The sequence below is a fragment of the Methylobacter svalbardensis genome, from assembly GCF_037671525.1.
GTDB lineage: Bacteria > Pseudomonadota > Gammaproteobacteria > Methylococcales > Methylomonadaceae > Methylobacter_A > Methylobacter_A svalbardensis.
Genome location: NZ_JAWPOH010000032.1, coordinates 36,498 through 43,796, shown reverse-complemented (window position 1 = coordinate 43,796; position 7,299 = coordinate 36,498). Strand labels below are relative to the sequence as shown.

Below are 7,299 nucleotides of genomic sequence, written 5' to 3'. Positions count from 1 at the left end.
AAAGAAAATCTCAAATGGAGGTGCTGATTGAATTTATCAAAGCCTTGTTAGAGGATAAGAATCCTGCGGCTAAGCTCAAAGAATTGGCTGGACTTATTGATGAGGTTTTTCAGTTAATGCCTTCTGGCAAACATATGGTTGGGAGGGATTTGGGGCGTTTAGGGCCGACGGTTTCGCTACAGTACCGTGCTGCTGGATAATTTTCCAAGAATCAGGCTGCAAAAAATTTAAAAACTTGAACATCGAGTGAAATGGTCTCGCAGCCGCGGCGCTGGGATATCAAGTTCATCCGCAAATTCATGATCACCTTTGGCTTCGTCAGTTCGCTGTTCGATTTTATGACTTTCGGCCTGCTGTTGTTGCTGGATGTCTCTGTGGAACAATTTCGCACCGCCTGGTTTGTGGAATCGGTGGTTTCAGCCGCGTTAATCGTGTTTGTGGTGCGCAGCAGCAAACCGTTTTTTTCCACTCGTCCCGGAAAATACTTGGTCGCCGCAACGCTCACCATCGTTGCCGTCACCGTGGCGTTACCCTATACGCCGATCGCGCCGTTAATAGGTTTTGAGCCGCTGCCGCTGCGCTTACTCGGTTTGCTTGGCGTCATCGTTGCGCTCTATATCTCAACGGCTGAGATAGCAAAACACATTTTTTACCGTCTGGTGAAAATTTGACATCCTCTCCGCCCTAAGGCATAGCTATCTACACAACGTAAAACGCTAAGCAGGACGGGGGTTCTCATGCTCCAGAGACTAGAAAAGTTTTATCAACAAGGGCCTATTTTGCTAAACAAATTTAAAAATATTGGATATAGAAAATCACTCGTTACTGAGCCGCTTACATAGGTAAATAATATGATTAAGAAAAAAATAAAACTATGGGGGATCACCGCAGTGATACTGAGTTCTTTCAGTATGGCCTCTATGGCAGACGACTTGCTTCAGGATGCCGGTAGCTGGCTGCAAATCGTAGGCGAGGGCAGTTTGAAAGTCATCGACCCTAAACTGGAAAAAGGGCGTATCTGGTTGGAAGGCCAATCCCGCTTCGATGACGACTGGAATCATTGGAATCAAGGCGTGGTACGCGCGGCGGTAGGCTATTCGCTCAGCGACCGGGCAACTATCTGGGCTGGCTACACGTGGGTGCCTACCCAAAACGTCGGCAAGAGCACTATTTCTCAGCAAGATGTCTGGCCGGCGTTTCGTTATGTCTTACCCACCGATATAGGGACTTTCAGTTTTAGAACTCTATTCGAAAGCAACTTCATACAAGGCGATGATGTTCGTTTTAGACCTCGCCAGATGCTGCGGTTCATGCATCCTCTGGAGTTCGAGCCGCGTTTAAGCCTGATTACCTGGGACGAGTTTTTCATCCGGGTCAACTCAACCAAAATCGGCGGACAGGCCGGTTTTGATCAAAACCGTGCGTTTGCGGGCCTGGGTTGGACCTTCAACAAAAGCTTCCGGGCTGAAGCGGGTTATCTTAACCAGTATCTGGATGACGCCACCCACACCAATAACACCATGAATCACTTGGTTATAGGGTCGTTATTTATCAACTTTTAATTCCATCCTGTAACTTATTGATAGTTAATCTATGGGTTCGTTGATTCTCGATTTGGTCAACAAGATAGAACGTATAGTGAAAGATGATGCGATAATTAGAAACTTTAAGTCGTTCCAAAGAGAGCTCAATGAAACCAATTTTTTACCGTCCTGCCCAGCTGCGTGGCTTGGCCTTTCTGGGTTTGTTATTAATGGCTCTTGCCATACTCGGCGGCATGATCTGGCGGAATACACATCATTTTGAAACAGTTTTTTCTTATGTCAATTATTCGCACCGTATCCAAAACGTTTCGGTGGGCTTGCAACAATCATTGATTGAATATTTGACCGAAACGGCGTCGTATTCACATTCAAAGGCACTGACCAAAACTCTGGGTGAGATGGATGCGTTGATAACGAACAATAGCTATTTATCAACGGCGACCAGGACGAGTCTGGAAACGGTCAGGACTATGCTGGCAGATTTGCCCACATTACAAAAACAAGAACAGCATAACCGTCTGTTAGCGGTCCTTAAATTGATGAGCGAAACGCTGGATAACGAGGCCTTGCAGCGTGAAGAATTACTGGAAAACATTAGTCTGGATACCCAAACTGAATTGTATATAGCCCTGGCTATTTTTCTGGCGATATTGATTGTAGCGCTATTATTTTTTCGCTTCAGAATCCTGCATCCGTTAAATGATTTGAGGGAGTTGCTACAGCATTTGACCGAAGAAAATTTTACCCCGATCACCACCGATCATCTCGATCCGCTGCTGTTACCTGTGTTTGACAGTTATAACGAGATGGTTAACCATCTCGCGGAATTGGAAGAAGCCAATCGCTTGCATGCCCAATCACTGCAGCATGAGGTCAGGCTAGCCACGCAAGCCTTATTGGAACAGCAATACAGCTTGGCGAGAGCAGACCGGTTAGCGGCAATAGGAGAAGTCGCCGCGGAATTGGCGCACGAAATACGAAATCCACTAGCCGGGGTTCAAATGGCGGTTAGCAATTTACGCCGTGAAATTGATGACAAAGACCAACTGGAAAGGCTGGATTTGATTAATACTGAACTGAAAAGGATGGCAAGACTGCTTAATGATATGCTCGATCAGAGTCGTCATTCGCCGGAAGAAGCCACCACTTTGGATGTAAGGACGTTAATTCGGGATTTGGTAGCGTTGACTCGTTACCAGATTGCCGAATCCATATACTTGGAAATTGACGCTCCTTGCGCCTTACCTGTGCATCTGCCTGAGAGCGGGATACGACAAGCCTTGTTGAATTTGATACTGAATGCAGCCGATGCGCTTGAAGGTAATCCCGGAACTATCCATATCAAGGCGCACACCAGCAGGCAGGGATTACGCATCGATGTGCAGGATGATGGTGTCGGTTTTTCCCAAGATATGCTGGAGCATGGTATCCGACCCTTTCTCACCAGTCGTCAACGCGGCACCGGGTTAGGGTTGGCAATGGTGCAACGCTTTGTAAAAGATGTGGGCGGTACCATCAGTCTAGCCAATCAACCGACCCATGGCGCATGCGTATCCATATTGTTGCCCAATGAGTGCATAGTCAGAGATAAATCATGATAGAAACCCTGCTCATCATTGAAGATGAAAAATTGTTAGGTTCCGAGTTGTCCCGTCATTATCGGCAGTCCGGTTGGGAAGTGGTGCTGGCTATCAATCTGGCCGAGGCCAGGGAATTATTGCTGAATAAGAAAATAGAACCGTTATTAATTCTTTCCGATATGAATTTGCCGGATGGTAATGCGCTGGATTTTATGGAAAAGATCCAAGGAAAGATCGACAATACCGAATGGTTGTTCCTAACCGGCTACGGCAATGTGCCGGATTCGGTCAGGGCATTACGGCTGGGCGCTTATGATTTCCTGGAAAAGCCCTGTGATCTGGATCGACTTGATTTGATCGTCGCCAGTGCTGCGCGTAGTGCGTCCATCCAACGAAGGGTTGTCGATCAAACCAAGCACCGGCACCGGCGTTATTCGCCGGATGCTTATGTCGGCCACAGTCAACAGGCGCAGGGCATACGACAGCTATTGGCAAAATTGACGCAAGTGCCGTTCAGCGCCCTGATTATCGGCGGAGAGAGCGGCACCGGCAAAGGCTTGGCGGCGCGTATTTTACACTATGGTAGTTCCCGCGCCCAGCAACCGATGATTGAAGTGAATTGTGCGGCGTTGCCACGGGAGTTGCTGGAATCGGAATTATTCGGCCATGAACCCGGTGCATTTACCGGAGCCGCAGGACGGCATCGCGGTTTGCTCGAACAAGCCGATGGCGGCACCTTGTTCATGGACGAAATCGGCGAAATGCCGCTGGATTTACAGGCCAAACTGCTCAAAGTGATTGAAGACCACAAAGTCCGGCGCTTGGGTGGGGAAAAGGAAATTCAGGTCGATGTGCAGATCGTCGCCGCAAGCAACCGTGATCTGGAAAAAATGGCCCAGTACGGCAGCTTTCGCGCTGATTTATACCATCGCTTAAGCGTGTTCAAGCTGATCTTGCCGCCGCTACGCGAGGCGGTAGAAGATTTGGACGAGCTGGTGCCCTTATTTGTTGCCGAGTACAACGCTAAAGCAGGACGGCAGGTTAAAGCCATACCCGATGCGGTGTGGAACAAGTTGAAAGTGCATTACTGGCCGGGCAATGTCAGAGAGTTGCGTAACGTGATCGAACGTTGCGTATTATTCTCCGAGGGGTCGATCTTTCCGGGGCAATGGCTGCAATTGCCCGGACAACCTTCCTCAGAGGCAGTGCAAACCGAGCAAGGCATTTGGTTGCCCTTGGATGGCAGCATGGCACTGGATGATATGGATTGCTTTATTATCAAGACAGCACTGGAGCGAGCGGATAATAACCTGACCGCCGCAGCCAGAGACCTTGGAGCCACCCGGGAAACACTACGCTATCGGGTGCGGAAATATCATTTGAAAATTGCTGATTGATGTTGATCAATTTATCATTGCTCAACAATAACACTCATTCCTTGTGCCTGCTCTTCGATTGATTCTGCTGCTGTGGCGGCTTGCTCGGACATCATGGTGGTGGAGTTGAACATATTCTGCTTGATCAGCCATAACAGACTGATGGCTAATCAGGCTATTGCAACGGCGTTGCCAACTTGCGCTGGATAGCCTCGATAGGCGGGCAAGTAGTTTGAGCGGTGCTATAGCAGAGATTAAATACTGATCCAATGATCAGTGGTATTGAGGTTAGTTATGATCATGATCGGTTTTGTTTTCCTATCATTACCGATATTAAGCAATTATTAGGTTCATTTTACATTGGAAGAGGCTTGGCTTCGCCTTTTACCGATATTTACGATAGAATGACAAATATGAATCGGTAAGCTATAAGGGATGTTGCCTTTTGCTGAAAGTTAAAATCATCCTACGGGATAATTGTAATAACGTTTAAGTAACCAATATGGAGAAAAGTTATGTCCTGGAATGAGCCTGGCGGTGATAAAAAAGACCCCTGGAGCGGTCGTGGCGGCCAAAAAGGTCCACCTGATCTAGATGAAGCAATACGTTCATTGCAAGAAAAGTTAAGCGGCTTTTTTGGCGGTGGCAATGAGGGGGGTGACAGATCATCCGGTATTCCTCCTTTGAAAAGTCTGGGTTTTCTCATATTAGGTGCAGTAGTAATATGGGGATTAAGCGGCTTTTATATTGTCAATGAAGGTACGCATGGTGTTGAAACCCGTTTTGGCAAGTATGTGGCGACAACTCAGTCTGGGTTGAACTGGCATTTTCCTGCACCTATCGAACAGGTTGAGGTTGTTGATGTTAAGCAGCAACGGTATATCGAAGTAGGTTATCGTAGTGGCGGTAGTGAGCAAGTTGTTGGTTCGGTACCTAAAGAAGCGCTAATGCTGACTAAAGATGAAAATATTGTCGATGTGCGTTTGGCCGTACAGTATCAGGTTAAAGACGCAAAGGATTTTGTTTTCAATGTAGTCAATCCTGCAGCCACCTTGAAACAGGTTACTGAAAGCGCGCAACGTGGCGTGGTCGGCAGTAGCAACATGGACTTTGTGTTGACCGAAGGCCGTAGCGAGGTTGTGGCTCAGATTAAAAAGGAAATACAGTATGTTATGGATAGTTATAAGTCCGGCATCCATATTACCAGTGTTAACCTGCAGGATGCGCAACCACCTGAGCAGGTACAAAACGCATTTGAAGACGCCATTAAGGCGCGTGAAGATGAACAACGCTCAATTAACGAGGCGGAAGCCTACTCTAATGATGTCGTGCCGAGAGCGCGCGGTGCTGCCGCCAGAAAGATGCAGGAAGCCGAGGGTTATAAAGAACGGGTTATTGCTCAAGCGGAAGGTGAGTCCAGTCGTTTTTCCAAATTACTTGCGGAGTATACTAAAGCGCCGGACGTGACCAGAAAACGCCTTTATATCGAGTCTATGGAATCCGTATTAGGCGAAACCAATACCGTGATGGTTGACGTTAAAGGCAGCAATAATATGCTTTATTTGCCATTGGATAAAATGATCCAGCATCAGCCTCCGATTCAAGAAACTAATATTCCTCCTCCAAGTGCGACAGGTCAACCTTATCAAACAGGGGTTGAGCCGCCAGCACAATCCGTTGGGCGAACTTCATCTCGCGGTCGCGACGCAAGGGGACGATAATGATACAGAATAAAATATTGATAGGTCTGGCTGCCTTGTTGTTTGTCGGTATGATGTGCATATTTAGCGTCAGTGAAACAGAAAGGGCAATTAAGTTTCGTTTAGGTGAGATTATAAAAAGCGATTACGAAGCCGGATTGCATTTTAAATTGCCGTTTATCAATAATGTAAAAAAATTTGATAAACGCATTCAAACGATGGATGCCAAACCTGAACGTTTTTTAACCGCGGAAAAGAAGAACGTTATTGTTGATTCTTTTGTTAAATGGCGTATCGGCGATGTAGGCACTTTTTATACCGTTGTTGCCGGTGATATAGATCAGGCTAATTTACGACTGGATCAAATTGTTAAAGACGCTTTCCGGGGCGAATTCGGTAAGCGGAATATCAAGCAATTGGTTTCAACCGATCGTCAGACTATTCGTGAAATTTTGATTAAAAACGCCAGGCCACTTGCTGCTGATTTGGGTATGGAAATTATTGATGTTCAGGTCATGCGCATTGATTTGCCGAGCGAAGTCAGTAGTTCTGTGTACCGCAGAATGGAAGCGGAACGTGAGCGAGTTGCCCGTGAGTTCCGCTCGCAAGGTGCGGAAGCCGCAGAAAGAATTCGTGCCGATGCCGATAGGCAACGGGTTGTTATTATGGCCAACGCGTTCCGAGATGCAGAAATGCTTCGTGGTGAGGGTGATGCCAAGTCTGCTGAAATCTACGCCAAAGCGTATGGCGCCGATACTGAATTCTTTACGTTCTATCGTAGTTTGAATGCCTATAAAAAGACTTTTTCAAGTTCAAGCATGATGGTGCTTGATCCTGATTCCGACTTCTTTAGATATTTTAAACAGCAGAAATAAGATTCTCAAGATCTTAGAGACGGTGAAAACCATTCGTTTTTAGAGCAACACATGAATAACCACGGAGAACACAGAGAGCACGGAGTTTATAATATATTGATTCATCATGATTATATTCTCCGTGTCCTTGGTGTTCTCCGTGGTAAATGATTTTTTGCCTTGATTTGGATAAAACTTTCACAGTTTCTTTTTAGCTTGGGAACCCGTAACCAACGCTCCGCATG

The 7,299-nt window shown here is 46.7% G+C and carries 7 protein-coding genes; all 7 read left to right on the top strand.

Features of this window, described 5'->3' with window-relative positions:
* Positions 1–200: hypothetical protein (locus RW114_RS12975; protein ID WP_340123178.1), on the top strand; the 200-nt coding region annotated here is incomplete at its 5' end.
* 51 nt (positions 201–251) lie between these two features.
* Positions 252–671 (top strand): cation transporting ATPase C-terminal domain-containing protein, encoded by a 420-nt coding sequence (locus RW114_RS12970; RefSeq protein ID WP_340123177.1) that lies wholly within the window; start codon positions 252–254, stop codon positions 669–671.
* 180 nt (positions 672–851) lie between these two features.
* Positions 852–1,562, top strand: a complete 711-nt coding sequence (locus RW114_RS12965) for a DUF2490 domain-containing protein (protein WP_340123176.1) — start codon at positions 852–854, stop codon at positions 1,560–1,562.
* A 128-nt stretch (positions 1,563–1,690) separates the two neighbouring features.
* Complete coding sequence (locus RW114_RS12960) at positions 1,691–3,142, top strand: sensor histidine kinase (RefSeq protein ID WP_340123175.1); 1,452 nt, start codon at positions 1,691–1,693, stop codon at positions 3,140–3,142.
* The gene (locus RW114_RS12955) at positions 3,139–4,521 is read left to right on the top strand and encodes a sigma-54-dependent transcriptional regulator (protein WP_340123174.1); all 1,383 of its coding nucleotides are present in this window, start codon (positions 3,139–3,141) and stop codon (positions 4,519–4,521) included. Before RW114_RS12960 ends, RW114_RS12955 begins: the two co-directional genes overlap by 4 nt.
* 494 nt (positions 4,522–5,015) lie before the next feature.
* Positions 5,016–6,221 carry an FtsH protease activity modulator HflK gene (gene hflK, locus RW114_RS12950; protein WP_340123173.1) on the top strand — a complete coding sequence of 402 codons (1,206 nt, stop codon included), beginning with the start codon at positions 5,016–5,018 and terminating at the stop codon, positions 6,219–6,221.
* Positions 6,221–7,075, top strand: coding sequence for a protease modulator HflC (hflC, locus tag RW114_RS12945; protein ID WP_340123172.1), 855 nt, complete (start codon positions 6,221–6,223; stop codon positions 7,073–7,075). The genes hflK and hflC overlap by 1 nt, the downstream gene beginning before the upstream one ends.
* The last annotated feature ends 224 nt before the right edge of the window (positions 7,076–7,299 follow it).